The sequence below is a fragment of the Bacillus sp. MBGLi79 genome (assembly GCF_002953915.1).
The window spans coordinates 652,911-677,318 of sequence record NZ_CP026521.1 but is presented as its reverse complement, the minus strand read 5'-3'; the positions used below and the strand labels follow the sequence as shown (position 1 = coordinate 677,318).

Sequence of the window (24,408 nt, the reverse complement as noted above, 5' to 3'; positions counted from 1 at the left end):
ATTCAATAAGAGAAGGAGATCTCCTGCATATAGGTTTGTTACACCATGATTATCATGATAGACACAATCAAACAGATCATCGCAGGTATCGTCATAAGGACCGATTGCCGCGCTCGAAAAATATGCGCATGAATTGCTCCCGCCATGAGAACGACAAACAGCACACCTGCTCCTAACGCTGCATACCGATTCCAAATTCCCGCTGTCATAGCAAGTGCCCCGGCTACTTCAAGAATGCCAGTAACAGTCAGAAACCATAATGGATATTGATAATGCCGCCAATGCTCAACTTGAAAGGGAACGCGGCTTACCTTTATGATGCCCCCCACAAGCATAAAAACTGCCAAACTGACTTTCAAAATAATAGATATCATCTTACGTCACTCCCTTTCTTTCGGAAGCATCCCGTATATTAAAAGATTCACAACCTCTGCTGCGAGACTTGCCGGATCTTTGATTCCGGTTAACAAAAATGAATCGGTTAAATGTTCAATCATGCCGATCAAACATTCAGCGACCGTTTCCATGTCCAGCTCGGAGTGAAAATAGCCAAGCCGCTGTTCTGCTTCTAGGTTTTCTTTCAAAACCATCGCCAAGTCTTTTTTCATTTGTTTCGCTTCCGGGTTGAGAAAAAAGCCGATCTTGGTTACATCCTTGTCTTCAGCCAGACATTGAAAAACAGATTCCACAGCAGACAGCACCCGTTTTGACACATCCTCCGTGTTTAATCCGTTTTCCAGAAGAAGTGACTCTGTCAGCTTTCTTACTCGGGAGTGAAAATAGGTGATTAACTCCTCAAAGATGGCTTCTTTGCTTTGAAAGTACAGATAAAATGAGGGCTGTGTGAACCCAGCTTTTTTTACAATCTCACTTATCTTCGTGTCATGGAATCCCCGAATCGAAAATTCATTAGCGGCAGCTTTGAGTAATCGTTTTCGGCTTTCTTCTCCTTTACGTCCTTTACTTTTCAACTAGGACCACCCCTAAAATAATACTCACAAGTAATGTTATTCACGAGTATTATTTCATGGCATTAGCTTCCTTGTCAATGATTTCAAACTGATCTTGTTGCCAGCTTCCTATATTAAAGGTCTTATGTATTTCGAATAACTGGATCAATTCATTGATTCCTATATCAATGGCTTTTCATTCACTGATAAGTATTTGCTGAATAGATTACATTCAGGCCGTGCCAAACTTTATTCTTTTTTTCTAACGAGCATCACTCCGGGACCAGATAGAGTTTTGCCCGCAAATGCAAGGAACAATTGGGTGCAGCGGCGCATAATGTACTGTACAGAATGATGGAAGGGTGTGATGGGATGCCGTCTACAATAATCAACCTATATTATTTGAAGATCAACAGTATTTCGGGCAATGGTTCAATTACAATAGGTGAAGCCGCGCATAACAGCCATACCGCAAATAATAAATCTCAAGGGATCAACTCCTCTTTCGGTGATACATCACCTGCAGAATCAATCATGGAAAACTTCTTAAATGATCCTGATGTCAACGATCAGACAGAACTCGGAAACTCTGATACTACCAATATGAATGCTCCTCCGCTTCCAGTACCGCCAATTTTAGATTAAAAGGAGTTTCGCTATGCCATACCAAATTAACATCGCAAATATTAAGGTGAACGGCGTCACACAAAACGGAAATATTGATGTCGGTCCAACCGTACACAACAGCCATACAGCGAACAGCAAATACTTTGGGGCAAACTTTTCTCTAGGGGATTTTTCGCCTTCTTCTTCTCTTTTAAATACTGGGAACCTCGATACTGATATCAGTGATCAAGACCAAATTGGAAACCCTTCTGCACCGATTTCAAACCAAATTTAAGGAGGATCCTAGATGGATCTCGAAAAAATGAAAAAGTGGCTTGAGATTACAAATGAATATAAGCAAAATGACTTTTGGACAAATGTGCTCAAGTATAAAGCCCCGGAACAATTTTTTAATACCAACACCTATACGCTCGTTTACGACTTTTATCAAGATGAAGAATATAATTTTATCATTGTGGAAATGCCCGGTGTGTATGAGGAAGAATTAACAATCCGCTTATTATCTAAAACCCAGCTGTTAATCAAAGGAACGCTCACGCCTGTTTTTCCAGACGAAATGGTGGTGCTGCGTGAACGGTATTACGGAGAAATTGAGCGAACCATTCAGCTTCCTGAAGCCACCGAATCCCATTTATTACAAATTCAGCTATTAAACGGGCTTCTCCACATTTCGTACCCAAGACAAGTCGAACCCATCCCGTTGCAAAAAGGGCTTTAAGATTGTTCCTTTCATTCCTTATCCACAGGGGCTGATATATGGTCTTTATATTGATCCACATAAATATCCCCATTACCAAGCAGCACTGCGTATACGGTCTCTTTCACCTTTATGTCTCTTTTTCGTAATTCTTCCAAAAGCCAGGATTCTGTCAATCGATTCTGCTGTAAATTATTCTGAATGATTTCTCCGTCCATAATAAGCTCTATCGGAAGCCTGTGTTCTTGGTTTACCGCAATCATTAAATCCTGTTTGGTTACATGCCGGAATTGCGGTTTTCTTAACACAGTCAGCTGACCATTCGTTTCAAGGATTGCAAATAGAACTTCTTCGATATTAAATATTTCTTTTTCACGTAATTGCTGATTTAAATAATCAAGTGTGTAACGCATTTTCCTCATATTCGATTCAAGTATCTTCCCGTTTTGAATCAGCACTGTAGGATCTCCGGCAAAAAATTTTCTCAGCTTCCTGTTCTTTATCGACAGGAACGAAATCAGAAAAATGGTTAGCACAAAAATACTAAACGAAATGGCCATATTGTGCGGTTTTATTGAAGTATTGTAAGCTAATCCGGCAGCAATCGCCCCTAATGTGATCGCCGCAATAAAATCAAAAATCGTCATTTGAGAAATTGTCTGTTTGCCTAAAATCCGTTCTGCGATTAACAGCAATCCAAAGCTGGCAATCGTTCTAATGACAACTTCTAGTTCAATCATGTTATGGCGCTCCCCGCTTCCCAGATTGTGTTGGCCAAAAAACTCCTGCCGATATCATTGTTGGGCTTAATATATCCCATCTACCCCAAAAATATTGTTCGGTTTAGAGCAGAATGAACCGGCTGCCTTTCGGATATATTAAATTGCGATTGGTCAGAAGGAAAGCCAATCCCAGGACAAATCTAATTCCTCATTGGTCAGGTGGTAGCATGAAGTTCACTTGGGAATCCCTTGTTCTCATTGTAGCCGGGGTCATTTTGCTGAGAATTTCAGGAAGGAAATCAATTGCACAAATGACGTCAACTCAAACGGTTGTCATGATTTCGATCGGAACGATTATCGTTCAGCCAATCATCGAGTACAGCCTCTTCAAAACATTAATTGCAGCGGCAATTTTCACAAGCACACTCATCGTTATGGAATGGATCCAAATGAAATCGAACATCATTGAAAAGATGTTAACCGGAAAAGCAAAAATCGTCATTGAAAACGGACAGCTTCATATCGAAAACTTAAAGAAGATGAGACTTACAGCTGACCAGCTTGAAATGCAGCTAAGGCTTCACGGCGTTACGGCTATACAAGATGTTAAAATAGCGACATTAGAGGCCAACGGGCAATTAGGAATAGAATTGACTGATGACGCCAAGCCTTTAACAGTCAGGGATCTGAAAAAACTCATTCACCCGGATTTTCTAAATAAGGATGGACAAGCCCAGTCTGGCAATCAGAATATTTTTGATGAAGTTGGTAAAAAAAATAAAAAAAACGTCCCTAAAAAGCTGCATTAACAAAAGGCGCTTGTGGCATTTTGCAGGTTTTTGTCTCTTACTGAAAGTTTTTGCCGTTTTGCTTAAGCAACTGCTGCTCACACACCATATTGTATAAACAGTCATAACGGAGAGGAGAGATGAATGATGAAATGCCCAGTTTATATTCATTCGATATCCGGGAACAGCGTTTTTAATAACGGATTTGCAGTTTCCATCAGCCCGTTCTCTGTGTCTAAAACAACAGAGGGTTCCGGTGGGAGTAATACAGGTTTGGTTTTTGAATCCAATACTTTAAGCCAAACAAGCTCCGCCAATCAAGCCCAAAATGTAACATATGCGATCCAAGAGCTGCTTTCCAAGCTTTTAGCGTAAAAATTAAGAAATAAACACTTCATGAGGTGCCATATGGCTTTTCCAATTATTCATACAAACTTTTGGGATGCTGTGATAGCCATTCCAATCATCATATTGATAACCCAAATCCTCAAAATATTATTGAAAATCCCCAAAACTTTTGTGCCATCGGTTGCTTTAATAATAGGTCTTGTCATTTCTGTTTTCATAAGCCATCGACACAGCCTCTTTTCCGGCGTGTTTATGGGCTGGTTTTATGGCTACGCCGCTATAGGCTCCTACTCATCATTAAAAACGACCATCTTATCCTTCAGGCAAACGAAAAACGATACATCAAATTCATAGATGACATATAACGATCTGCCGCCTCTTTATCAGGCGGCTTTATTTCTGCTGATAGATTTGAATGCTGTTACGTTCATCTTCAAAAGAGATGCTCATTGACTCGCTTAAAGAGGCACTGTTATTTTTACCATTATGTTGATGCAATGAAATAAAAACGAAATATCATAGAAGTAAATAGACTGCCTGCATCATCTATGACATCTACTTCTGAATGAAAGGAGCTTTTGAAGCATGCGATCTCAAATCAACATCTCAAATCTCACGATAAATGGGATGACACAAAACGCCAATACAGATATCGGACAAAACTTGCAAAACAGCCATACTGCGAACAGCAAAAATTACGGTGTCAATTTCACATTAGGAGATTACTCTCCTTCTAATTCCATTATTATTTCAGCAAGTTGTGATAATGATACAAGTGATCAAGGGCAGATTGATAACCCTTCTTCGCCTAGTGAAGAATAAAATGATCCACAAAAAAAGAACTCATATGAGTTCTTTTTTAATCGTTTGTCTCGTTTGATATGATGCTTCTTTTCTGAAAAGCCCAATGATGTTCCACAGGATGAGTGCTGCGGATATGATAAAGTGAGGAATATTCATATGCAGATGGGTTCATGACGACCAATAAAGAAGCGAAAAGATCTAAATGGATAAACCATTTATCCGCCTTCATATAATCGATAAACCCTATCCAGCTTTTGTTCAAGCTGTTCAAAATGAACAAAGCGGGCTTCTCTCAAATACTCAGTCCCATCTATGAACAAAAGAAGCACGGGAACAGTAAAGACTGAAAATTTGCCGGCAACCTCTGCTACATCGTCAGCATTGACATGCCCCAATTTGATGTTTGGAAACTGATCCAATACTATTCTAAGCTGCGGCAGAACTGCGTGACATACTGTACAGCCAGGCCTTGATATATAGATAAAACTGAATTGGTGCTGTTTGATAAAATGATCTATAGAATCTAATGAATGTAATGCTGTCATTTCTTTCATCCATTTACTCCTTCAAATAGGTCTGCCTTTCATGGCCAAGCTAATATATACCATTCACTATACAGATTTATATTTAGTATTTCCGCTTTTTTGCTTTGCAGATTACCTGCAAACTTGCCGAAAATGTAAATACAAAAGAACAGTTACTGCATGACAGTAACTGTTCTGATTTACTTTCGTATTAAAAATGCAAAGCGTAAGCTCCTGAACCGATGAGTGCAACCCCTATGGAGACGGCAATGAGCACCACGTTATATTCAAAACCGCCGGCGCCATTCGCAAAGCCTTTCGCTCCATGAACTTTTACGATCGCACCTAGCATAATGATTGTGATGATAGCAGCTCCAAGCGGGAGGAACACACCTAAAATAAATAGAATTCCGCTTACTAACTCCCCAAGGCCTGACAGAGCGGCCGCAGCGTTACCTGGTTTTACCCCAATAGATTCGAACCATTGTCCGGTCCCTTTAATCCCGTATCCGCCAAACCATCCGAATAATTTTTGTGTGCCATAAAACAGAAACACCACACCAATCATAATCCGAATAAGCAACAGTCCTGCATCTTCCATTTTTATCTCTCCTCATCTTTGATTTCATCTGATTCTTTGCTGCGATACCATCCAGCAATCATCAATTGAATATATGTTTCTTTATTTTTTTATGTGTCAAATCAATCTAATTCTCTTACTTCAAACGGCAGCAGCCCTTGTTCAATTTGTGCCCGATGCGGTTCATATTGCACAGGCAGCATCAATTTTCCGCCCATTGTTTCGTGTGATTCATCATGGGCAAAGCCTGGTGGATCAGTTGCGATTTCAAACAGGATTTCCCCATGTTCCCTGAAGTAAATGGCATTAAAATAATTTCTATCCCGAACAGGAGTTACACCGTATCCGTGAGAAGCAATATGTCTTTGCCAATCTAATTGATCTTGGTCATCACTAGCCCGCCAAGCAATGTGGTGCACCGTGCCAGCTCCCATTTGGCCGCGGCCAATAGGCGTTAACTTAAGGTCAATCACATTTCCGATATCACCGGCAGAACGATAACGAATGAAGTCTCCTTCCCTGCCGACTCGTTCCAGCCCCATGATGTTTTCCAATAGCTCCGCGGTTTTGTCAGGCTGCGCTGATAATAAAGTTGCGCCCCCAAAACCTTTAATGGCAACATCAGGCGTTACATCTCCGAAGGTCCACGTGTTAGCCGCTCCTTCTTCTCTTTCCACGATTTCTAAGTGCAGGCCATGAGGATCATCAAACTCAATATATTGTTCTCCAAAGCGCTCGATTTTGGTGTATGGAATGCTGAACTTTTCTAGTCTCTTTTCCCAAAATGCCATAGCTCCCTTCGGCACGACATATGAAGTCACGCCAACTTGACCGTCTCCAATGACGCCTTGGCGGGCTCCAGCCCACGGAAAGAAAGTGATGATTGTTCCCGGCTCCCCGCCCTCATTTCCAAAATAAAGATGATACGTACCTGGATCATCAAAATTGACAGTTTGCTTGACCAAACGAAGCCCAAGCACTCCTGCATAGAAATCTGTGTTCTCTTGAGGATGGCCGACAATCGCTGTAATATGATGAATTCCCATTGTTTTTTTAGCCATTTTTATCTGCTCCTTTTACATATACTCAACAAACTCATTCACAGGCTTACGGTAGCCGCGCGGCCTTCTGCTCTCTGTTTTTTCTTTCCCAATTGTAATCATCATGACAACCTCAAACTGATCATCTATGTTCAAAATCTGTTTTACGGCTTCCGCATCAAAGCCGATCATCGGGCAGGTGTCCCAGCCTTTTTCTTTAGCACTCAGCATAAACATCATCGCAGAAAGTGAAGCATTCCTTATCGCCTCATCTCTCTTAAATTGTTCTCCCCTGTTTTCATAAAACGAAACGGTGTCTTGAACCATATGGTCATACTCTTGCTTATTTAATACCCCTAACACCTTTAATCCTTCATAGATGTCATCCGCTTGCTGATATGCCTGTTTATCCCCTAATACCAAAAGAACCGCAGATGAGCTAAACACTTTATATTGTCCGTTTGCGGCCTGTTTCAGCTTTTCTTTTACATCCGGGTCTAGAACCGTCACATATTTTGTATGCTGCAAATTAAAAGCCGATGGTGCCAATGCAACCAATTCAAACATCTCATTGAGGTCTTCTTTTGTGATTGGATGACCTGAAAGAAAATTGCTTGCAGATCTTCTTTCATTGACTAACTGTGTAAATTCAGCCATTACGATACACTCTTTTTTATCTTGAATTCGAGATATTATTCTATAAAAAATCTCATTGAATTTTTAAAAAAGAACTGACTGCGATTGGACCTTGATCGTTGATCTTATTAACTTAATGTCTCGAATTAAAATATCTTGAATATGAGATAATAGTAAAATACAGATCATCTAATGTCAATAGTTTTTTTATAACAGATGGAATTTTTCGCTGAAGGCAGCATTATTATCGCCACTCCTTGTTACATGAGAACTCATTTGTTTGCAGCTGAGCTTTTAGCACAGCTCCAACTTTTTTTCTGTTACCTTATTTATTAGTAACCAGGAAACAACGTTGCTATAGACCCACTCGAAATTGAATTGTTATGATAAGCAAAGTGATTACACAGAAAAGGATACGGAGAGCGTCTAAAGAGCACTCCTATTTTTTTTGTGCAGTTTTATAGGAGGAAAAAATGGCAAGTGAAAGAGAACAAATCAGCAGAAAAGTTGCTTTGATTGCATTGATCGCCAATCTGATCCTAATGGCAGGGAAGGTCTTTTTTGGACTGATAGGCGATAGTGAAGCCGTTTTTGCAGACGGAATCCATTCTGCGGCAGATGTCGTTGCTTCGATTGCGGTCTTGGCAGTGATCGGCATTTCCAATAAACCGCCCGATCAAGACCATCCTTTTGGGCACGGAAAAGCAGAAGTCATTAGTGAGGCGATTGTAGGAATAATCTTAGTGATCGTATCCGTTTATATCCTCATTGAAGCGATTCTGTCCTTTGTTAAAGGGCCAAGCGTTCCCCAATACAGCGCATTGTTTGCGGCTCTTATTTCGTACGTGGCTAAGGAAATCTTATATCGTTATTCTATCAAGCAAGGGGAAAAATGGAACAGCAAAGCGATTATAGCGATTGCATACGATCATAAAGGCGATATCGTTGCCTCCCTTGCCGCTTTTATCGGCGTCTTGTTGGCTATCATCGGAAACACCCGCGGCTGGTCCTATCTGTTGTACGCCGATGCAATTGCCAGTGCAATCGTTGCTTACCTCATTTTTAAGATTTCTATGGAATTAATCAGGCCGTCTGTTGATGTGCTTATGGAAAAGAGCGTTGACCCCAAGCTGATCGAGGAATATAAAGCTGTTATTTTTCAATGTGATCAGGTAAAACGAATCGATAGAATCCGCGCGAGAGAACACGGTCACTATAAATTGCTTGATGTCCGTTTATCTTTGGATCATGATTTGACAATTAAGCAGGGACACGACATTGCCCGCGAAATTCGAAATGAAATCAAAAGACAGTTTTCCGATGTTGAAGAAGTGCTCATCCATGTGAATCCTTATTTCGAAGAATGAAAAGCTCCTTTTGAAAAGGAGCTTTTGCTTTATGCTGTTAAACTTTCCCTTTAGAACTCGCTGTACTATATAATATGGATGTATATCAATCATAGGGACAGAAAGGTTGTTAGAATGAAGGAATTTTTTTCGATTGGGGAAGTGTCAAAGTTATTCAATGTGAAAATCTCTGCTCTTAGGTATTATGATGAAATCGGTCTTTTGAAGCCGGAATATAAAGACGAGAAAACGAACTATCGATATTATTCCACCCAACAGTTTGAGCGGCTGGATACCATCAAGTATTTGAGGGCCTTAGGTCTGCCAATCCATAAGCTGCTTGATTTTTATAACTCTCAAAATACAAATACCCTTCTTCATCTACTAAAAAGCCAGCAAGCTGAAATTGATCGCAAGAAGAAAGAATTAGAACGCATTGAACGAAAGATCTCCCGCCGCATCACACATATAGAAGATGCCGTTAACATGCCGTTACATCACATTTCAAAAATCAAACTTCCCGCAATTCGAGTGGCTTATTTACAGCATGAATATGTTCTCGGCCATGATATCGAACATTCGTTAGCGGAATTGAGAACCCACCTGAATGTGAACGAAGATATATTTATAGGCAAAATCGGTTTATCCATTTCAGCAGCAAATGTGAAGGCAAAACAGTTTGACAAATATTCCAGTATATTTATGATTCTTGAAGATGAAAATGAAAAAACTTCATCAGAAATCATTTTCCCTTCAAGAGAATATCTGCAAATTAGGTTCAGAGGGTCACACCCAGAAGCCGAACCCTACTACAAAACATTACTGGCGTATATGGAAGAGCATCATTATGAGGTAGCAGGAGATTCTATCGAAATCACACTCATTGATTATGGCATTACGAATAACCTAGACAATTATGTGACTGAAATCCTCTTGCCCATCAAATAATCTCATGAATATGTTTTTGATCTCCCTTGACTCTCTACTAACTAGAGGGTTTATTTTTTATGCAGGAATCATTATTGGAGGAGAAAGCTTATGTTTGGAACAATTTTTAACACAGTGATGATCATTGCGGGAAGCATAATCGGGGGGATATTCAAAAAAGGCATTAAAGATGAATACCAGGATATTTTGATGCAGGCAATGGGATTCGCTGCAGTCGCGCTGGGAATCAACGCCGTTACACAGCATTTGCCTGATAGTAAATACCCCATTCTTTTCATCGTGAGTTTAGCCATTGGAGGTTTGCTTGGCCAGATCATCAATCTGGAATTACGATTCAACAAGCTGGTGAACAAATTTTCTAAAAGCAATTTAGCGGAGGGGTTATCAACTGCGATCTTATTATTTTGTATAGGCTCGCTGTCAATATTGGGTCCTGTTGAAGCGGCTTTGCATGGAGATTATACGTACCTTCTGACAAACGGTATGTTAGATGGGATCACCTCCATTGTACTCGCCTCGACTTTTGGTTTTGGAATAGCAGCAGCTGCCATTGTATTGTTTGCTTGGCAGGGCTCCATCTATTTATTTGCTAAAGTAATGGAGAGCGCAATCAACACAGACCTTATTAACGAAATTACTATTGTGGGAGGCATCCTCATCCTCAGTTCAGGTCTAAGCATTCTTGGAATCAAGAAGTTCAAAACACTGAATCTGCTGCCTTCCCTGTTGATCCCTCCTGTTGTGATTTTTGTAATTCATTCATTTGGATTGCATTTTTAACAAATCGCCATCAATTAAGCGGTAATCATGAATGCCGGCCATGATTTATCACTGAAACAAACGGAGAATGGTCATATGGGCGTCAATTCATTCATCACAATCTTTGCGATCGTCTTTGTACATAAACCGATCGATGGCCGGCAGTTCACAATAAAAATACCAAGGTCGTCAAGATCCTTGGTATCATACTGAACATGCGCTGTGTTTCTGTCTCTGATCTACATTTGTAATGCTGAGTCTTTGATACCATGCATTCAAATCACAATGTACTGCCCTCTATAAGGCTTTCTCACCTCGGGGTGTGTTTTCATCAAAGTATTCATAAATGATGTCATATTCGAAATGTGTACGCCGGTTTCCTTTTCAATCCTTCTTTTCAAATTTATACTGCTCATTGGCTTATTCTGCTGCTTTAATATGTGTAATGCTGCTTCACGGGAGGCTTTTGATTCAGCTCTGCCCTGCCTTCTTTTTTTCTTTTGGATTGGTTTTGATGTTACACGATATGTCTTTACAGCATTTGCAGCTTGTTCCATGAGCGCGATTTGAGATGGGCGCGCCTTTGACTGTTGTAACTGAAACTCACGAAGGATCGATCTTTCATGTTTATCTATGTGTGCTAATCTCATACACAAAGCTTCTCCCCCCAATTAAGCAGGCGGAAAAGAGCTTTATTCCACCTGCAGATCTGAGTCATTGTTCAACTCTTTAGAACACGGATCAGGGAAATCACCATCTATGAAGGTGAGTGGTTCTATCGGCCCTACAGCGCTAAATCATGATTTTTTTGCTCGGAACATACTCAGTATATAGCCGCCTATCCCCCCTGCAATGGCTGGAATAAGCCACCCAAGCCCTATGCTGTACATAGGAAGAACCTGAGTGAAAACGCGATTCACGACTTCAATCTTTATCCCAGCTGCATTCAAACCGTCAAATAGGCTGATGATAAACGTGAACAGTAAGCTCCCCTGATACACTTCAGCCTTCCCTTTAAATACAGAGTGCAAAAACGTTAAAAATATTAAGGAAATCGCGATTGGATACATCGTCATTAAGACAGGCTTGGACACCTTAATGAGCTCTGTTAATCCTATATTTGCAACAAGTGTGCTAAACACCGCTAACATCACAGCTATTTTTTTATAAGAAACGCTCGGAAATAATTCATGAAAAAACGAAGAACACGCTGTGATGAGTCCGACACTTGTCGTCAAACATGCTACCGTAATCATTAAACCCAATAAGATAGAACCATAGGATCCAAAATAATAGGATGAAACCTTAGCCAAAACCTCGGCCCCATTTTCTAAAAACCCCAGCTTTTCAACGCTGGAGGCCCCCATATATGAAAGGGAAGTATAGATAAGGGCTAAAAGTGTCGCAGCAATTGCAGTGGCTTTCGCACAAATGATGATCAGCTGTTTTTTGGTGGCTGCCCCTTGTTCTTTCATTGCATTCACCACAATGATTCCAAAAACGAATGCTACAAGGGCATCCAGTGTAAGGTATCCCTCCTGAAAGCCTTTAAAAAACACATGCGATGTATACCCTTTTGAAGGCGCTTGAATGGTTCCAATTGGATGAACAAGAGCTACCACTACAAGCAAACCGATAAATGTCAATTTAATTGGTGTTAAAACTTTTCCGACCACATCCACTATTTTTGTGGGATTAAGTGATAACAGACATGCAACTGTAAAAAACAATATTGTAAATATGATCAATGAAACAGGGCCTGCATCATCTGATAAAAAAGGTTTCACTCCAATTTCAAACGATACGTTCCCCGATCTTGGGATAGCGAAAAAAGGCCCGATGGCCAGATAGAGAATCGTTGTAAACACAATGCCAAACACCGGATGCACACGGCTGGCTAACGATTGTAAATTATCTTTACCTGAAAAAACAAATGCAGTCATTGCCAGCAGCGGCAAGCCGACTCCTGTCACCAAGAAACCTGCATTGGCAATCCATACATTTTTTCCAGCCATTTGCCCAAGCATAGGCGGGAAAATGAGATTTCCCGCCCCAAAAAACAATGCAAATAGCATTAATCCTATAATGATGATATAGGAAGCAGACACTTTTTTTGACATGATAAATCCTCCGAATAAAGTAGACACCTCTTGAATGGCAAAGAAACACTACAGATGCTATATACATTGGCACGGTGCTGAGTCCAAAATAAGATTGTGTCAATTTCATTAATTTTTAAAAAGTTCAATAAAAGTTTGATCCTTGATCGTTCCCCATACGGTTAAAAAACCAATTGTACCATAGCCATATAAACAACGGTTCCCCCCGCTATAGAAAGTAGCATATTTTTTTTCCAAAAGTGAAGCAGTGCAACTGCAGCTGCTCCAATTAATTCAGGAATACCGTGACTCCCAGAAAGTAGACTCACGTCTTTAAAACAATAAATAACCAGAAGCCCGATTACCGCTGATGGCAGCACCCTGCCCAAAAATTGTATGTATTTCGGCGTCGGTTTCCCAGACGGGAAAATCATGAATGGAAGGAACCGTGTCAGCATTGTGCCAAGCACGACCATAGCAACGGTAATGATTTGCTGCGTTATACTCATCATCATACAGAAACCTCAGCTTTCTCTAATGGTTTTCTCAGAACAGTGAGTATCCCTAAAATGGCGAGCATAGCAGGAATAATGAAATGGTTTCCGCCAAAAATGATAAGGCTGGCAGCTGAAAGCCCAAGGCCTGCGAGAGCACTGTGATGTTTTTGCTCTTTCATCCACTGCTCAATGAAGATCACAATAAAGAGGGCGGTCATCACAAATTCAAGCCCTTCGGTATTAAATTTCACATACGATCCAAAAATACCGCCTATCGCTGCTCCCGCGACCCAATATAAATGATTAAGCAATGTCACAAAAAACATAAACCAGCCCTTGTCAACATTCGCCGGAACATTAGCGGTATAATTGATAGAAAATGATTCATCGCACATCCCGAAGATCAAATAAAGCTTTTTCTTTCCAGTCCCCCTGTACTTATCCAACATGGAAATTCCATAAAACAAATGTCGGGCATTGATCATCAACGTCAAAAAAAGGGCATTCAACGGATTGAACGCGCCCAGCAAGAAATGGGCGGCAACAAACTCCATTGATCCTGCAAATATAATAAAACTCATGATGATCGGATAAATTGCACTAAACCCTATAGAATGCATAAAGATTCCATAAGCAATTCCCAAAAATAAAAATCCGGCAAAAATCGGAATCGTATACGGGAAGGCCGAACGAAATGCAGCCCCTATTTGATTTCTTTTTGTCATAAGATTCACACCTTGCAACATTTTTATTTTAAAGTACCATATTAAATCCATACAACAAACAAGATAATTGTATGGATTACAATTATCCTTTGTATCATAATAGAGAAAACTTGCTGCACTCCTTTTAAAAACCATTCATAGAAAACGAAACAATAGAGGTGGATTATGCCGGTCAATTCATTCGACAATTACCCAATGTCTTGGAAGCCAGAAAGAGAGGCATTAAAGCGGCCTTTCTATAAATCAATTGCTGCACTGCTTGAACACGATATCAAAAATGGTTTTTTGGCACCGGGTACAAAGCTCCCGCCCCAGCGAGAATTGGCTGACTTTCTTGACTTAAACTTCACTACAATTACCCGAGCCTATAAAGTGTGTGAGGTAAAGGGGCTGATATATGCGGTCACCGGAAAGGGAACCTTTGTTTCTCCTAGCGCCGCCCGTTCAATTACGATTTCTAAAGATAAAATCACCAACTGTATCGATCTTGGTTTAATCGCCTCTTTTGAAGAAACCAATCAAATTGTAACGGAAGTGATTCAACAGGTTGCGAGTAAACATTACGTAAAACAGTTACTCAATTACAATGATCCAACAGGCATTCCGCATCAAAAAACAGCAGGGCTAAACTGGATGAAATCGTTTGGCATTCAAACTGACCAAGACCATATCTCAATTGTTTCCGGTGCCCAAAATGCGCTGGCCATTTCATTGGCCGCGCTGTTTGAACCAGGGAATCGAATTGCCACTGACTTATACACGTACTCAAACTTTATTGAACTTGCAAAAATGCACCACATTCAGCTAGTGCCGATTCCCGGAGATGAGTATGGAATGCTGCCGGACGAACTAGAAAAGCAATGTACTCAACTCAACATTCATGGCATTTTTTTGATGCCTTCTTGCTGTAACCCAACTACTGTTATGATGTCGAGTGCCAGAAAGAAAGAAATCGCGGCAGTGATCCGCAAGCATCGTTTATTATTGATTGAGGACGATATTCATGCGTTTATGACCGCAGGCTTGATTTCTGATTATCAGGAGCCCATGTTCAACTTGCTCCCAGAACAAAGCGTATATATTTGCAGCACCTCTAAGTCAATCTGTTCAGGATTAAGAGTGGCCTATATGGTCTATGGAGATGCCTTGGGCGAGAAAATCCATCAGGCGATGTTCAACATTAATGTAAAAACGTCTTCTTTTGATGCAGAGGTCATAACAGAACTGATTTTATCAGGAAAAGCGCATGATATTGTTTCTCAAAAAAAACAGCTTGCCCAGTCGGCTAATGATATGTTTGCAGAGTTTTTTCCTGAAACAGAGGTGCATGGACATCCTCTCAGCTTTTATCGATGGCTTTCCATCAATGATGATACCGATGCGTTACAGCTGGAAACGGATTTGAAGAAACATGGAATCCGCGCATTTCATTCTGATCGCTTTTTGAGCGGTTCTGCCACTCCTCATAAGCATTTGCGTGTTGCGCTTTCTTCAACAGAATCATTAGACGAGTTGAGAATAGGATTAGGGAGATTGAAACATTATCTCGGCTAACTTGATCAAACACACCCTATACCGCTTGATGTCCTCTACCTGCGTAAAAACAAAATGGCGGCTTCACCTTCTAAATACTGCCACATTGAGTGGCCATAGAATCGCCTACAACATGATCAGGCAATGAACGTGAAGCAAAAAAGCAGATCATAAAAGATCTGCTTTTTAAAAGGGGCTTTTTCATTATGCCGCAAACTTTACCTTTGGAACTCACTGTACTATTTAATGTGAATGTATAAATCATATGAACAGAAAGGTTGTTAAAATGAAAGAATTACGATTCAACATGCTGGTGAACAAAGCAATTTAGCGGGGGGTTTATCAACTGTGATCCTATGATTCTGTATCGGTTCCCTTTCAATTTTAAGCACTGTTGAAGCCGCTTTGCATGGAGATTATCATACCTCCTGACAAACGGAATATTAGATGAGATCACCTCCATTGTGCTCGCTTCAACTTTTGGTTTTGGAATTGCTGCGGCGTTCCCAAAAAGGAGGTTAATATTCTGTTATATTGATTTTCAATAATCTGTTCCAATCGTTTTATTCCCTTTTTTATCTTTGATTTGACGCTGAATAACCTCTGTATTATATTGTAAATAAATTCTGTTAAATCAAAATCAGACTCTCCATCACGAAACGGCACATTCATTTAAACAAAATTGAGAGGGGCACTTGTATGTCAAACCATTCATCTAGTATTCCCGAATTAAGTGACAGCGGTATCCGCTATTATCAAACTTATAATGAAAGCCTTAGTCTTTGGCCGGTCCGTTGCAAATCATTCTACATATCTACTCGTTTTGGTCAAACACATGTGATTGCTAGCGGGCCAGAGGATGCCCCGCCGCTTGTATTACTCCACGGAGCATTATTCAGTTCCACGATGTGGTATCCCAGCATCGCCGATTGGAGCAGCAAATACAGAACTTATGCAGTTGATATCATAGGTGATAAAAACAAGAGTATTCCTGAGAATCTAAGCGGTACGAGAACGGATTACGCCAATTGGCTTCTTGATGTGTTTGACAATCTGGGGATCGAAAAGTCCCACATGATCGGACTTTCGCTTGGCGGTCTCCATACGATGAATTTCCTTTTACGTATGCCTGAGAGAGTAAAAAGCGCAGCTATACTGAGTCCGGCAGAAACATTTTTGCCATTTCATCACGATTTCTACAAATATGCTCTTGGCCTTACAGCTCCAAATGGAGTTGAAACATTCTTACATTGGATGATGAATGATCACAGTGTGCTGCACCCGATTTTTGTGAAGCAGTTTGAGGCGGGGGTAATGTGGAAGGATGGATCAAGAAATCCAAATCCTAAAGCCGACGGATTTCCATATGTTTTTACCGATGAGGAATTACAATCAGCAAGAGTCCCTATTCTATTATTACTTGGTGAACATGAAGTCATCTATGATCCCCACTCAGCCCTGCACCGAGCCTCTTCATTCGTTCCTGATATTGAGGCGGAAGTCATTAAAAATGCCGGACATGTTTTATCGATGGAGCAACCCGCATACGTAAATGAACGTGTAATGCGTTTTTTTAATGCAGAAACAGACATTTCACAATAGGTGCTTATTAAGATAGTGATTCGCATTCATAAAGACCTGCAATATGCTTCTAGCCGGGCATTTTAAAAAAAGAGTCTCTCATAGGGACTCTATTTTTTACACATCATTTTCTTTTTTGCATTTATATCATGATCAATTGGACAAGACCCAGAACGGGTTTTGTGTGCTTGTTTCATTTGCATTTTTTACAGATCAGTTTTAAATTTCTTTTATTTTTAAAAAGGATTCTCAAGATCCTTGGCATCAAGGAGTGAATGTAAAGTCAAAAAAATCACTTGATGTGCTTTATCACTTTTCCTAGGATGCCTGCTAGTATGACGCAGCTTCTGCCACATATCGAAAATGAGTGATGGCGCCATAAGTGTCTCCTTCACTTTCCAAATACCACCACAATGTTCGGCTATAAAATCGTTTACAGCTTGATCGGGAATAGTAAGCAAAAAAGCAGATCATAAAAGATCTGCTTTTTCTATTACATGATTTGTTTCTTTTGTTCATGATCTATTTCTGGCTGTATTTCCTGTGTGAGTTGATGCCCTTCTATGTCCACATTCGGGATGATCTTGTCCAGCCATTTCGGCAAATACCAGGCTGCATTCCCCATCAGTTTCATCACACTTGGAATCAGTGTCATTCGCACAATAAATGCGTCAAAGAGCACACCAAAGGAAAGGGCCAATCCGTTGGCTTTCACAGTAGCTTCTCCGGCAAAGATAAATCCTGCGAAAACGAAAATCATGATTAAACCAGCCGCGGTGACAACAGGACCGCTGTGTTTTAATCCAGCCTGAATGGCTTGTACTGGATTCTTTGTTTTTACATATTCTTCACGCATTCTGCTGACAAGAAATACTTGATAATCCATAGCTAAACCGAACAGAATCCCAATCGATAAAATCGGCAGGAAGGCGAGTATCGGCCCTTTTTCAGGTATTTTGAAAAAGTCGATGAGATTGCCGTCTTGTAAGATAAATACACAGATCCCAAGAGTGGCTGTCATCGTTAAAATGAAACCTGCAACAGCAACAAGCGGCACAAGCAGCGAACGGAAAACAATGGTCAGCAATACAAATGCAAAGCCGACAATGAGTACAGCAAACACCGGTATCGCATCATTCAGGCGATCTGAAATGTCAATATTCACTGCAGTCGATCCAGTAACAAGCAAATCTACTCCGTTTTTATCTGACAAACTGCGTACATCGTGTACCAAATCTTTCGTTGCCACATCATTTGGACCTGTTTCCGGAACGACCGTAATGATGGCAAAGTTCCCTTCTTTATTAGGCATTGCAGGGGTGACACTTGCTACATGGTCTAAGCCCTTTATTTCTTTCACTGCATCTGCGAAAGCCTCCGCTTTATTTCCTTCGACACTTGCGGCATCCGCTACGATGGTTAATTGGCCATTGAATCCTTCTCCAAACCCATCGGCAAGCAAGTCATAAGCCCGGCGTTCAGGATTATCCTTCGCTTTCATCCCTGCATCAGGCAAGCCCAGTTCCAAATGCATAGATGGGATACTAATGACGAGCAAAATCAGAATGCTGCATACACTTAGCATGATAGGATTTTTGATGACAAAGCGTCCCCAGACATTTGTTTCAGCGCTTTGCTTTTCTTTATTCTTGTTTGATTTCGGAATCATCCGTTTCCCTGCAATCGATAAGACGGCAGGCACCAGCGTGATGGAGGCAAGAACCGCCATCAGTACACTAAGCCCTGCTGTCAGCCCCATTGCAGACATAAAAGGAATGTTAACAACCGTCAATCCGCAAAGTGCGACGATCACAGTAAGTCCGGCAAAAACGACTGCACTCCCAGCTGTTCCGGTGGCTCTTGCAATCGAGTCATTCTTTTGTATGCCTTCACCTAAAAACTGGCGGTGTTTCGTAAAAATAAATAAAGCATAATCAATCCCAACAGCAAGACCAAGCATTCCGGCTAATGAAAGACTGACGGAAGCAATATCGAATACTTGTGTCCCAATCAAAACCAGTCCAATGCTTACCCCTAAACCAAGCAGCGCAGTTAAAATCGGCAATCCTGCTATTAATAAAGAACCGAATGTAATAGCTAAAACGACAAAGGCCAAGATAATGCCGACAATTTCAGAGACACCGCCTATCTCCATCTCGGCTCCCGGTACATCTCCTTTTAGCTCCGTTTGCAACCCCTCATCATCAGCCATTTTCAAACTGTCTTTTAAGTGTTTGATAGAGTAATCCTTTATATCATCTGCTGATGATTTATACTTAATATCAGCATAGGCAACTGTGCCATCTTTCGCGATTGTTCCTGTCACAAAAGGACTTGCAATCGAGTCAACAGAATCATCTTTACTGATTTCCTTGAACGTTTTTTCTATAGCTTTTTTCGCTGGCTTTGAAGTCAGTTTCTCCCCATCATCAGCACCGAAAATCACCCGTATGCTCCCTTTATCAGGACCGTGAGGAAATTCTTTTTCAATCACATCCATCGCTTTTTCCGAAGGTGTGTCAGGTATGGACATATCCTCAGAAAAACTTGGCTTTAAGGTGATTGCAAGGCCAATCGAAGCAAGTAACACAACGACCCATGCACATATTACTTTTACGCGATGCCGAGTAACCCATCCTCCTAATGTATATAACATTTTTGACATGATAATCTCCTTTCAACACATTGCTTAATCACATTCTTTCTCATTGTAGTTGACCACGAAATAAAAAAAACGTACATTCGGGCATGTACGTTTGGGCAATTTTCAAATATGCAGTTTATTTGTCTAATGTCAGAATACCTTTTTGCATGGCAATCGTTACTGCTTCAGTTCTTGAATTCGCGCCTAATTTATTGTAAATGGACGTTAATCTGGCCTTTACTGTTCGCTCAGAGACGCCCAAATCAAAGGCAATCGCTTTGCTTTTAAGCCCTTTAGCAATTGCTTTGAGAACAATGACTTCTTTTTCTGTCAGCTGCGTATCACTGCTCTGCTTCTTCATCCGCTCAAATTGGATTTCTTGCAAGCGTTTAAGGATATCAGGCTGCAATAGCACATTTCCTCTTATCGCTGCATCCATTGTGTGAAAAAGGGTTTCTGAACTCGTATCCTTTAACAGATATCCTTTCGCTCCTAATTCAATCCCTTCAATCATTAGGTGATCTTCATTATATGTAGTCAAAATAATGATGGGAATATCGTGTATTTCTTTTATTTTTTTAATGGCTTCTAACCCGCTCATCTCCGGCATATACAAATCCATAAGAATGATATCCGGTTGCAATTCATCTGCTAGACGGACTGCTGCTCTGCCATTTTCCGCCTCTCCTATAATGGTGTATTGATCGTTCGTTTCAATTAAAAGCTTCAGACCTTCCCTCACGACAAGGTGGTCATCAACGATTAAAACCTTATTCATCTTGCATCTCTCCCTGAATTGGTACAGTGATCTCAATTTGTGTTCCTTTCAATTTTGTACTCTTTATATTGAATTGGCCATTCATGGCTCTGACACGTTCTTGTATGCCAAGAAGCCCATAATGCCCTCTCTTTTTCTTTCCTTTTTCAACATCAAATCCTTTGCCGTTATCCTTAACTGTTAAATGGAGCCTCCCCTTATCGTCATCCCAAATGGAAATCCAGATTGTTTTTGCTTCAGCATGCTTTGCCGCATTCGTCATGCATTCTCCAATGATGTAATAACAGTTTTCAGCTGTACGCACATCCAGCACCTGATGCAATCTGTAATCTAATAAACAAGCCATGCCTGTCGACTCTATAAAATGATCCATCAGTGAGGTAATTCTTTCTTTTAAAACCCCGATTTCTTCTGATTTGCTGCGGAGATCATCAATTGCTGAACGTGCATCAGCTAATGTGCTTTTCACTCTTTTCATCGATTGTTGTATGATTTCCTTCGCTCTCTCTGTGTTGCCTTTGGAGAGATGTACATGAATCGCGTCCAGCTGCATATTTAAACTGACCAGCCCTTGAGCAAGCGTATCGTGTAAGTCTCGGGCCATCCGCTGCCTTTCGTTCTGCAGCGTCAGCTGTTCGACCTGCTGATGAGCCAGCTCCAGCCTTTCAAGAGTCAATTGAGCTTTAATTTTTTCATCAACTTGGGCAAAAAATGTTGCGGCATAAGTGATGATGACAATCATGATCGGCGCAGCAATAACAATAAAATGCAGCACTTCACCTTTATTAAGGTGATACGCCGAATTTATGCCCAGCAGCAGCAATAGATAAAGAATGGGAAAAGTCCTTCTTCTGTCTGCCATTCCTATGATTTGCCCAATTAAAAATGCATAAAGGCCGATAATGACAAGTATAAAGAAGCCAGTCATGAGATTAGCAAGTGCAAAGGTGATCAAACCTTGTACCACGAAATACAGAATCACTCTTTTCTTAACCCAGCGATATGAGTGCCAATGAAGCAAAGCAAAAATTCCGATCAATATGGTAAACGCATAAAACAATAAAATAGACCAGCTCCCAGAAACAAATTGCAGCACGATAGAGGCTATATAGATCATAAGAATAAAAGCCAGGCCAGGCACTCTAAGCGCAAGCATGTTTAATGCACGCCTATCATGTGAGTAATATTTATCTTTGAAAGGATTCCTTATCAGCAAACCTTATCCACTTCCTTTACCTGTTTCACCAAATCAAAATTCATGAGAATCGAACCCAACATTAGAGGTTCAAACAAAAGATCATTGCCCAAACGTACATGAACGTTCTGCCTTTATGTACGTTTTATCTTTTCAAATTTATCTTTAAAATCAAAAGGAACATACTATTCATTGAAGGAATGATCATCATTGAAATCAATTGATCTTACAATTTTATCATTAAAAAGAAAAGGAATCCGGACTGAGAAGGTATTTAAAAATCAATATCCTGATCGATTAAGCCATATGACAGATAAAAATACGCAGCCAAAAATCAGATGCATGGAAAAAGAGGAATGAACATGTATTGGTTTTTAGGTGCTTTATTATATTTTCTCATCGGTACTTGTGTATTCATTGGAATCATTAGAGACAGCCACTCAGGCTCGTGGACCCTGCTTGCCTTAGCAGCTCCACTCATCATTTTAGGTTACCCTTATTTTTATTCTAAGCAGCTTTTTGCCAAAAAATAGTGAAATAACGCCATACAATTCGCACATTGGTAAAGATATCAATATCGAGATACAATTTAGATATACGACGGAAAGGAGTTTTGCCTGATGAGTCAAAGAGTGTCCTACTATGAGATTGCACCTGAAGGTATGAAAATCATGATGGATATGGAGAAATACACGAAACAATCTTCAATTAACCGAACCACGAGAGAACTAATCAAAATCAGAGTTTCTCAACTAAACGGCTGTGCCTTCTGTATAGATATGCATACTTCCGATGCCCGTAAAATGGGAGAAACTGAACAGCGAATTTACTGTTTACATGCTTGGAATGAATGTGATTTTTACTCCCCTGAAGAGAAAGTTGCTCTCGAACTGTCTGAACACATCACGCTCATTCCATCTAAAAGGGTTCCTGATGAGCTATATCATCGGGTGCGGGAACATTATGATGAAAAACAATATGTTGACCTTGTTCTCATCATTAATCAAATAAACAGCTGGAACCGCATCTCTATTGCAATGGGGAATCGAGCTGCTTCAAAATAAGAAGAAGGAGTAAGATTAGAACGAATCTTACTCCTTCTCCTGGATATCGTGCCGCATCATCATGTGTTTCCGTTTCAAAATCCTAAAGCTTCACGTTTAGGTGCTTTTCAAACGCGATTTTCCCGCTTGGTGTAATCCTGATCGCTCTCGTTTTAGGCATACGAACGATCCATTCTTCTTCTAACATGCGCATCAATAAGGCGTTTCCTAATGCTCCTGCAATATGATGCTGCCGTTCACTCCAATCCAAACAGCAGCGGGCAAAGGCTCTCCTCTTATTCCGTTGTTGCTTTTCATTGATGCCTAACTTTGAAAAGAATAAAGCACCCTCTGAAGTCACCTCAAAGTTTAAATCAACTTTTTTTAACATCCCCTGCTCAACTAATGAATGTGCCATTTGCACGCCCACATAACCTGCCAAATGATCATAACAGGTACGGGCGAAATGCAAGTCCTTTTTCTCTTTTGACTCTTTTAAAGATTTGACTTTACCTTTAGGCGCAATATGAAGCAATTGTTCAATCACGTTGGCAGCATCTGAGTTAGACAATCTGTAATACCGATGTCTTCCATGCTTTTCTACGCTAATCAGCTTCGCATCAAGCAATTTATTCAGGTGAAAACTTGCGGTTTGAGGTTTAACGTTAGCGAGATATGCAAGCTCTCCCGCAGGGTGTATCCTTCCATCCATTAGACTCAAAAGTATGGAAGAACGCGAGGGATCTGATAGCAACGAAGAGATTTTTGCAATATTAGGATTCATGATTTTCCTCCTTACATTCATATTTCGATGATAGTTGAAATGTTAATCCTTTACAATATAAATGTAAGCATGACAAGGAGGAATAGCGTTGGACATTAAAAAGCGAGACACTCTTCGTTTTAAAGAAATCAAGCCAAAGATCATGTATTATGGAACCTCGACATTTCTTCTAACCACGTTGAATGAGGATGGAACCACCAATATCAGTCCTATGTCTTCTTCTTGGGCTCTTGGACATTATATAATCCTTGGAGTAGGACTGGGCGGAAAAGCCATCGACAATTTGGAAAGACACAAAGAGTGTGTCATAAACTTGCCTGGCCCGGATTTATGGGAAAACGTTGAAAGAATTTCATCTTATAGCGGAAAAAAAAGTATACCGCCTTTAAAGAAACAGCTCGGATTTACATATAAAAAAGAAAAATACGAGGCAGCAGGGTTAACGCCTTTACAATCAAAAACAGTATCACCAACACGAATTAAAGAATGTCCTATCCACATCGAAGCCGAAGTGAAACATATTCGGATTCCAGAATATGATCAGTCATTTGCCATTGTAGAGACGCAGGCACTGCACTTTCATGCCGATGAAAGTATTATACTGGATGAAAACCATATCAACCCCTCCAAATGGAGCCCACTGATCTATAATTTCAGACATTACTTTGGTTTAGGAAGAGAAGTCGGAAAGACCTTTCGTTCAGAGACATGATTATTTTGAGACCGAACCATGGTCTATTCTAGTAACCCTTGTTATTAT

31 protein-coding genes and 1 pseudogene are annotated in these 24,408 nt (G+C 40.5%); 17 read left to right on the top strand and 15 right to left on the bottom strand.

Features of this window, described 5'->3' with window-relative positions:
- Positions 1–38: 38 nt before the first annotated feature.
- Both C1T29_RS03560 and C1T29_RS03555 read right to left on the bottom strand, forming a co-directional pair.
- Positions 39–374, bottom strand: coding sequence for a DoxX family protein (locus C1T29_RS03560; RefSeq protein WP_071582119.1), 336 nt, complete (start codon positions 372–374; stop codon positions 39–41).
- 6 nt (positions 375–380) lie between these two features.
- Positions 381–971: a TetR/AcrR family transcriptional regulator gene (locus C1T29_RS03555; protein WP_071582118.1), complete on the bottom strand. Its 591-nt coding sequence runs from the start codon at positions 969–971 to the stop codon at positions 381–383.
- 351 nt (positions 972–1,322) lie between these two features.
- Between C1T29_RS03555 and C1T29_RS03550 the strand changes: the two genes are divergently transcribed.
- The 3 genes from C1T29_RS03550 to C1T29_RS03540 are packed head-to-tail and all read left to right on the top strand — an operon-like array spanning position 1,323 to position 2,295.
- The gene (locus tag C1T29_RS03550) at positions 1,323–1,595 is read left to right on the top strand and encodes a spore germination protein (RefSeq protein WP_021481644.1); all 273 of its coding nucleotides are present in this window, start codon (positions 1,323–1,325) and stop codon (positions 1,593–1,595) included.
- 13 nt (positions 1,596–1,608) lie between these two features.
- Positions 1,609–1,851: a spore germination protein gene (locus tag C1T29_RS03545; protein WP_014475957.1), complete on the top strand. Its 243-nt coding sequence runs from the start codon at positions 1,609–1,611 to the stop codon at positions 1,849–1,851.
- Between the two features lie 12 nt (positions 1,852–1,863).
- Positions 1,864–2,295 (top strand): Hsp20/alpha crystallin family protein, encoded by a 432-nt coding sequence (locus tag C1T29_RS03540; protein ID WP_103749716.1) that lies wholly within the window; start codon positions 1,864–1,866, stop codon positions 2,293–2,295.
- An 11-nt stretch (positions 2,296–2,306) separates the two neighbouring features.
- Here C1T29_RS03540 and C1T29_RS03535 read toward each other — a convergent pair whose 3' ends face one another.
- Positions 2,307–3,014: a DUF421 domain-containing protein gene (locus C1T29_RS03535; RefSeq protein WP_014662971.1), complete on the bottom strand. Its 708-nt coding sequence runs from the start codon at positions 3,012–3,014 to the stop codon at positions 2,307–2,309.
- A 209-nt stretch (positions 3,015–3,223) separates the two neighbouring features.
- Between C1T29_RS03535 and C1T29_RS03530 the strand changes: the two genes are divergently transcribed.
- The 4 genes from C1T29_RS03530 (at position 3,224) to C1T29_RS03515 (ending at position 4,954) form a co-directional block, all read left to right on the top strand.
- Positions 3,224–3,805: a DUF421 domain-containing protein gene (locus C1T29_RS03530; protein ID WP_189396853.1), complete on the top strand. Its 582-nt coding sequence runs from the start codon at positions 3,224–3,226 to the stop codon at positions 3,803–3,805.
- 123 nt (positions 3,806–3,928) lie between these two features.
- Positions 3,929–4,159, top strand: a complete 231-nt coding sequence (locus tag C1T29_RS03525; protein WP_014662969.1) for a spore germination protein — start codon at positions 3,929–3,931, stop codon at positions 4,157–4,159.
- Positions 4,160–4,192: 33 nt separating this feature from the next.
- The gene (locus C1T29_RS03520; RefSeq protein ID WP_189396854.1) at positions 4,193–4,486 is read left to right on the top strand and encodes a hypothetical protein; all 294 of its coding nucleotides are present in this window, start codon (positions 4,193–4,195) and stop codon (positions 4,484–4,486) included.
- 231 nt (positions 4,487–4,717) lie between these two features.
- The gene (locus C1T29_RS03515) at positions 4,718–4,954 is read left to right on the top strand and encodes a spore germination protein (RefSeq protein WP_071578453.1); all 237 of its coding nucleotides are present in this window, start codon (positions 4,718–4,720) and stop codon (positions 4,952–4,954) included.
- A gap of 197 nt (positions 4,955–5,151) precedes the next feature.
- Here C1T29_RS03515 and C1T29_RS03510 read toward each other — a convergent pair whose 3' ends face one another.
- The 4 genes from C1T29_RS03510 to C1T29_RS03495 form a co-directional block, all read right to left on the bottom strand.
- Entirely contained in the window at positions 5,152–5,490 is a 339-nt protein-coding gene (locus C1T29_RS03510) for a thioredoxin family protein (RefSeq protein WP_103749718.1), read from the bottom strand.
- 181 nt (positions 5,491–5,671) lie between these two features.
- Positions 5,672–6,061: a DoxX family protein gene (locus C1T29_RS03505; RefSeq protein ID WP_014662965.1), complete on the bottom strand. Its 390-nt coding sequence runs from the start codon at positions 6,059–6,061 to the stop codon at positions 5,672–5,674.
- Between the two features lie 101 nt (positions 6,062–6,162).
- The gene (locus C1T29_RS03500) at positions 6,163–7,101 is read right to left on the bottom strand and encodes a ring-cleaving dioxygenase (protein WP_103749719.1); all 939 of its coding nucleotides are present in this window, start codon (positions 7,099–7,101) and stop codon (positions 6,163–6,165) included.
- Positions 7,102–7,116: 15 nt separating this feature from the next.
- A complete protein-coding gene (locus tag C1T29_RS03495; protein ID WP_095432047.1) occupies positions 7,117–7,737 on the bottom strand; it encodes a nitroreductase family protein in 621 nt (206 codons plus the stop codon).
- A gap of 452 nt (positions 7,738–8,189) precedes the next feature.
- Here C1T29_RS03495 and mneP point away from each other — a divergent pair, with 452 nt between their 5' ends.
- The 3 genes from mneP (at position 8,190) to C1T29_RS03480 (ending at position 10,790) form a co-directional block, all read left to right on the top strand.
- Complete coding sequence (mneP, locus tag C1T29_RS03490; RefSeq protein WP_014662962.1) at positions 8,190–9,083, top strand: manganese transporter MneP; 894 nt, start codon at positions 8,190–8,192, stop codon at positions 9,081–9,083.
- 114 nt (positions 9,084–9,197) lie between these two features.
- Positions 9,198–10,010 carry a MerR family transcriptional regulator gene (locus C1T29_RS03485; protein WP_103749720.1) on the top strand — a complete coding sequence of 271 codons (813 nt, stop codon included), beginning with the start codon at positions 9,198–9,200 and terminating at the stop codon, positions 10,008–10,010.
- A 90-nt stretch (positions 10,011–10,100) separates the two neighbouring features.
- Positions 10,101–10,790 (top strand): DUF554 domain-containing protein, encoded by a 690-nt coding sequence (locus tag C1T29_RS03480; protein ID WP_103749721.1) that lies wholly within the window; start codon positions 10,101–10,103, stop codon positions 10,788–10,790.
- Between the two features lie 254 nt (positions 10,791–11,044).
- Here C1T29_RS03480 and C1T29_RS03475 read toward each other — a convergent pair whose 3' ends face one another.
- The 4 genes from C1T29_RS03475 to azlC form a co-directional block, all read right to left on the bottom strand.
- Positions 11,045–11,419: a Rok-like winged helix domain-containing protein gene (locus C1T29_RS03475; RefSeq protein ID WP_103749722.1), complete on the bottom strand. Its 375-nt coding sequence runs from the start codon at positions 11,417–11,419 to the stop codon at positions 11,045–11,047.
- Positions 11,420–11,566: 147 nt separating this feature from the next.
- Entirely contained in the window at positions 11,567–12,889 is a 1,323-nt protein-coding gene (gene brnQ / locus C1T29_RS03470; RefSeq protein WP_103749723.1) for a branched-chain amino acid transport system II carrier protein, read from the bottom strand.
- Positions 12,890–13,050: 161 nt separating this feature from the next.
- Positions 13,051–13,383: a branched-chain amino acid transporter permease gene (locus C1T29_RS03465; RefSeq protein WP_095432053.1), complete on the bottom strand. Its 333-nt coding sequence runs from the start codon at positions 13,381–13,383 to the stop codon at positions 13,051–13,053.
- Positions 13,380–14,141, bottom strand: a complete 762-nt coding sequence (gene azlC, locus C1T29_RS03460; RefSeq protein ID WP_014662955.1) for an azaleucine resistance protein AzlC — start codon at positions 14,139–14,141, stop codon at positions 13,380–13,382. Before azlC ends, C1T29_RS03465 begins: the two co-directional genes overlap by 4 nt.
- 114 nt (positions 14,142–14,255) lie before the next feature.
- Between azlC and C1T29_RS03455 the strand changes: the two genes are divergently transcribed.
- From C1T29_RS03455 to C1T29_RS03450, 3 genes and pseudogenes are all read left to right on the top strand, one after another.
- Entirely contained in the window at positions 14,256–15,644 is a 1,389-nt protein-coding gene (locus C1T29_RS03455; protein ID WP_103749724.1) for an aminotransferase-like domain-containing protein, read from the top strand.
- A 297-nt stretch (positions 15,645–15,941) separates the two neighbouring features.
- Positions 15,942–16,126: pseudogene (locus tag C1T29_RS24670) on the top strand (DUF554 family protein); the annotation flags it as partial.
- 196 nt (positions 16,127–16,322) lie between these two features.
- Positions 16,323–17,225, top strand: a complete 903-nt coding sequence (locus tag C1T29_RS03450; protein WP_103749725.1) for a carboxylesterase — start codon at positions 16,323–16,325, stop codon at positions 17,223–17,225.
- A 472-nt stretch (positions 17,226–17,697) separates the two neighbouring features.
- Here the strand turns inward: C1T29_RS03450 and C1T29_RS03445 are convergent, their stop codons facing one another.
- The 3 genes from C1T29_RS03445 to ydfH all read right to left on the bottom strand — a co-directional run bounded on the left by C1T29_RS03445 (position 17,698) and on the right by ydfH (position 21,842).
- Positions 17,698–19,869: an MMPL family transporter gene (locus C1T29_RS03445; RefSeq protein ID WP_103749726.1), complete on the bottom strand. Its 2,172-nt coding sequence runs from the start codon at positions 19,867–19,869 to the stop codon at positions 17,698–17,700.
- Positions 19,870–19,984: 115 nt separating this feature from the next.
- Positions 19,985–20,626 carry a two-component system response regulator YdfI gene (gene ydfI / locus C1T29_RS03440; protein WP_095432058.1) on the bottom strand — a complete coding sequence of 214 codons (642 nt, stop codon included), beginning with the start codon at positions 20,624–20,626 and terminating at the stop codon, positions 19,985–19,987.
- The gene (ydfH, locus tag C1T29_RS03435; RefSeq protein WP_103749727.1) at positions 20,619–21,842 is read right to left on the bottom strand and encodes a two-component system sensor histidine kinase YdfH; all 1,224 of its coding nucleotides are present in this window, start codon (positions 21,840–21,842) and stop codon (positions 20,619–20,621) included. The genes ydfI and ydfH overlap by 8 nt, the downstream gene beginning before the upstream one ends.
- A 189-nt stretch (positions 21,843–22,031) precedes the next feature.
- Here ydfH and C1T29_RS03430 point away from each other — a divergent pair, with 189 nt between their 5' ends.
- From C1T29_RS03430 to C1T29_RS03420, 3 genes are all read left to right on the top strand, one after another.
- Positions 22,032–22,181: a hypothetical protein gene (locus tag C1T29_RS03430; RefSeq protein ID WP_095432060.1), complete on the top strand. Its 150-nt coding sequence runs from the start codon at positions 22,032–22,034 to the stop codon at positions 22,179–22,181.
- Positions 22,178–22,354: a hypothetical protein gene (locus C1T29_RS03425; protein ID WP_080478167.1), complete on the top strand. Its 177-nt coding sequence runs from the start codon at positions 22,178–22,180 to the stop codon at positions 22,352–22,354. The genes C1T29_RS03430 and C1T29_RS03425 overlap by 4 nt, the downstream gene beginning before the upstream one ends.
- A gap of 87 nt (positions 22,355–22,441) precedes the next feature.
- Positions 22,442–22,885, top strand: coding sequence for a carboxymuconolactone decarboxylase family protein (locus C1T29_RS03420; RefSeq protein ID WP_069840375.1), 444 nt, complete (start codon positions 22,442–22,444; stop codon positions 22,883–22,885).
- 82 nt (positions 22,886–22,967) lie between these two features.
- Here the strand turns inward: C1T29_RS03420 and C1T29_RS03415 are convergent, their stop codons facing one another.
- Entirely contained in the window at positions 22,968–23,648 is a 681-nt protein-coding gene (locus tag C1T29_RS03415) for an ArsR/SmtB family transcription factor (protein WP_103749728.1), read from the bottom strand.
- Between the two features lie 88 nt (positions 23,649–23,736).
- Here C1T29_RS03415 and C1T29_RS03410 point away from each other — a divergent pair, with 88 nt between their 5' ends.
- Positions 23,737–24,360: a flavin reductase family protein gene (locus tag C1T29_RS03410; RefSeq protein ID WP_103749729.1), complete on the top strand. Its 624-nt coding sequence runs from the start codon at positions 23,737–23,739 to the stop codon at positions 24,358–24,360.
- Positions 24,361–24,408: the final 48 nt, after the last annotated feature.

Bases quoted from the DNA above. Each gene is read 5' to 3' on its own strand.
- C1T29_RS03560 (WP_071582119.1), bottom strand. From the start codon at position 374: ATGATATCTATTATTTTGAAAGTCAGTTTGGCAGTTTTTATGCTTGTG.
- C1T29_RS03550 (WP_021481644.1), top strand. From the start codon at position 1,323: ATGCCGTCTACAATAATCAACCTATATTATTTGAAGATCAACAGTATT.
- C1T29_RS03545 (WP_014475957.1), top strand. From the start codon at position 1,609: ATGCCATACCAAATTAACATCGCAAATATTAAGGTGAACGGCGTCACA.
- C1T29_RS03540 (WP_103749716.1), top strand. From the start codon at position 1,864: ATGGATCTCGAAAAAATGAAAAAGTGGCTTGAGATTACAAATGAATAT.
- C1T29_RS03535 (WP_014662971.1), bottom strand. From the start codon at position 3,014: ATGATTGAACTAGAAGTTGTCATTAGAACGATTGCCAGCTTTGGATTG.
- C1T29_RS03530 (WP_189396853.1), top strand. From the start codon at position 3,224: ATGAAGTTCACTTGGGAATCCCTTGTTCTCATTGTAGCCGGGGTCATT.
- C1T29_RS03525 (WP_014662969.1), top strand. From the start codon at position 3,929: ATGATGAAATGCCCAGTTTATATTCATTCGATATCCGGGAACAGCGTT.
- C1T29_RS03520 (WP_189396854.1), top strand. From the start codon at position 4,193: ATGGCTTTTCCAATTATTCATACAAACTTTTGGGATGCTGTGATAGCC.
- C1T29_RS03515 (WP_071578453.1), top strand. From the start codon at position 4,718: ATGCGATCTCAAATCAACATCTCAAATCTCACGATAAATGGGATGACA.
- C1T29_RS03510 (WP_103749718.1), bottom strand. From the start codon at position 5,490: ATGAAAGAAATGACAGCATTACATTCATTAGATTCTATAGATCATTTT.
- C1T29_RS03505 (WP_014662965.1), bottom strand. From the start codon at position 6,061: ATGGAAGATGCAGGACTGTTGCTTATTCGGATTATGATTGGTGTGGTG.
- C1T29_RS03500 (WP_103749719.1), bottom strand. From the start codon at position 7,101: ATGGCTAAAAAAACAATGGGAATTCATCATATTACAGCGATTGTCGGC.
- C1T29_RS03495 (WP_095432047.1), bottom strand. From the start codon at position 7,737: ATGGCTGAATTTACACAGTTAGTCAATGAAAGAAGATCTGCAAGCAAT.
- mneP (WP_014662962.1), top strand. From the start codon at position 8,190: ATGGCAAGTGAAAGAGAACAAATCAGCAGAAAAGTTGCTTTGATTGCA.
- C1T29_RS03485 (WP_103749720.1), top strand. From the start codon at position 9,198: ATGAAGGAATTTTTTTCGATTGGGGAAGTGTCAAAGTTATTCAATGTG.
- C1T29_RS03480 (WP_103749721.1), top strand. From the start codon at position 10,101: ATGTTTGGAACAATTTTTAACACAGTGATGATCATTGCGGGAAGCATA.
- C1T29_RS03475 (WP_103749722.1), bottom strand. From the start codon at position 11,419: ATGAGATTAGCACACATAGATAAACATGAAAGATCGATCCTTCGTGAG.
- brnQ (WP_103749723.1), bottom strand. From the start codon at position 12,889: ATGTCAAAAAAAGTGTCTGCTTCCTATATCATCATTATAGGATTAATG.
- C1T29_RS03465 (WP_095432053.1), bottom strand. From the start codon at position 13,383: ATGATGATGAGTATAACGCAGCAAATCATTACCGTTGCTATGGTCGTG.
- azlC (WP_014662955.1), bottom strand. From the start codon at position 14,141: ATGGATTTAATATGGTACTTTAAAATAAAAATGTTGCAAGGTGTGAAT.
- C1T29_RS03455 (WP_103749724.1), top strand. From the start codon at position 14,256: ATGCCGGTCAATTCATTCGACAATTACCCAATGTCTTGGAAGCCAGAA.
- C1T29_RS03450 (WP_103749725.1), top strand. From the start codon at position 16,323: ATGTCAAACCATTCATCTAGTATTCCCGAATTAAGTGACAGCGGTATC.
- C1T29_RS03445 (WP_103749726.1), bottom strand. From the start codon at position 19,869: ATGTCAAAAATGTTATATACATTAGGAGGATGGGTTACTCGGCATCGC.
- ydfI (WP_095432058.1), bottom strand. From the start codon at position 20,626: ATGAATAAGGTTTTAATCGTTGATGACCACCTTGTCGTGAGGGAAGGT.
- C1T29_RS03425 (WP_080478167.1), top strand. From the start codon at position 22,178: ATGAACATGTATTGGTTTTTAGGTGCTTTATTATATTTTCTCATCGGT.
- C1T29_RS03420 (WP_069840375.1), top strand. From the start codon at position 22,442: ATGAGTCAAAGAGTGTCCTACTATGAGATTGCACCTGAAGGTATGAAA.
- C1T29_RS03415 (WP_103749728.1), bottom strand. From the start codon at position 23,648: ATGAATCCTAATATTGCAAAAATCTCTTCGTTGCTATCAGATCCCTCG.